1 protein-coding gene is annotated in these 1,256 nt (G+C 68.6%); it reads right to left on the reverse strand.

What is annotated here, in order from left to right; all coding sequences use genetic code 11:
• Positions 1–7: 7 nt before the first annotated feature.
• Positions 8–1,198: an IS30 family transposase gene (locus E1288_RS46405; protein WP_456320525.1), complete on the reverse strand. Its 1,191-nt coding sequence runs from the start codon at positions 1,196–1,198 to the stop codon at positions 8–10.
• Positions 1,199–1,256: the final 58 nt, after the last annotated feature.

Here is a 1,256-nt window from a genome sequence, read left to right on the forward strand (position 1 = left end):
TGTGTTTTCAGGGGGTGGGTGCAACACCAAGCGCTTGGGCTAGTGCGTGTGATGGTGTCATCCAGCCGAGGGTCTGGCGGGGGCGGGTGTTGAGTTCGTGGGCGATGGCGTCGAGGTCTTCTTGGGTGTAGGGGCGCAGATCGGTGCCTTTGGGGAGGTAGTCGCGGGCGAGGCCGTTGGTGTTCTCGTTGGTGCCGCGTAGCCAGGGCTGGCCGGGCGGGCAGAAGTAGACCGGCACACCGGTGTCGACGGTGAACTGGACGTGCTGGGACATTTCCTTGCCCTGGTCCCACGTCAGCGACTTCCACACGTCCTGTGTGGACAGGGATTCGTGAAGGAGGCGGGGCAGCCGGGTGATGTTGCGGGCGAGGGCGTCACGGACCGCTTCGGCGGTCTTGCCGTCCGGTAGGGCGACGAGCAGCAGGTAGCGGGAATGGCGTTCGGCCAGGGTGGCCACGGCACTGTTGTGGGAGCCGAGGATGAGGTCGCCTTCCCAGTGCCCGGGCACGGCCCGGTCATCGGCCTCCGGCGGGCGTGCCGACAGCGGCACCCGGTCGGGGATCTGCCCGCGCCCGCTGGTGTTCTTCGCGGCCCGGGCCGCGGCCGCGCGGGGCCGCCGCAGGCGCTGCTTACGCCGCAGGTACTGGACCAGCTCCGCCTTCAAAGTAGCTTTGGCCTGCACGAACAGGCTCCGGTAGATCGTTTCGTGGGACACCTGCATCTCCGGGTCATTCGGGTAGTCCCGGCGGAGGGTGGCAGCGATCTGCTGCGGCGCCCACCGCTTCTTCAGCCGCTGGGTGACTTCGTCGGCCAACCGGGGACTGTTCACCAGTTTCGGGGTTTTCGGTCGCCGGGCCCGCCGCCAGGCCGCTTGTTCGGCGTCGGTGGCCCGGTAGCCCTCGCGGCCGCCGTTACGGGCGACCTCCCGCGAGATCACCGACACGTCCCGCACCAGCTCACGGGCGATCTCCCGCAGGAATTTCCCCGCCGAAAGCCCCCGGGAGATCTCCTCCCGCTCGGCGAAACTCAACGCCCTCACCGCCCGCCGGCGCGGCACCGGCGCGATCCCACCCGCCGGCGCCACGACCTTGGCCACCGAGTTACGCGAGATCCCCAACTCGCGACCGATCTCCCGCTGCCCGAACCCCTCCAACCACAGCCGCCACACCTCATCGCCATGCCGCTCGACCACCGACACCACAACACCTCCACCAAGATCATTCCAGGAGATGTTGCACCCACCCCTTGAGACCAAG

Source organism: Saccharopolyspora elongata (assembly GCF_004348985.1).
Classification (GTDB): domain Bacteria; phylum Actinomycetota; class Actinomycetes; order Mycobacteriales; family Pseudonocardiaceae; genus Saccharopolyspora; species Saccharopolyspora elongata.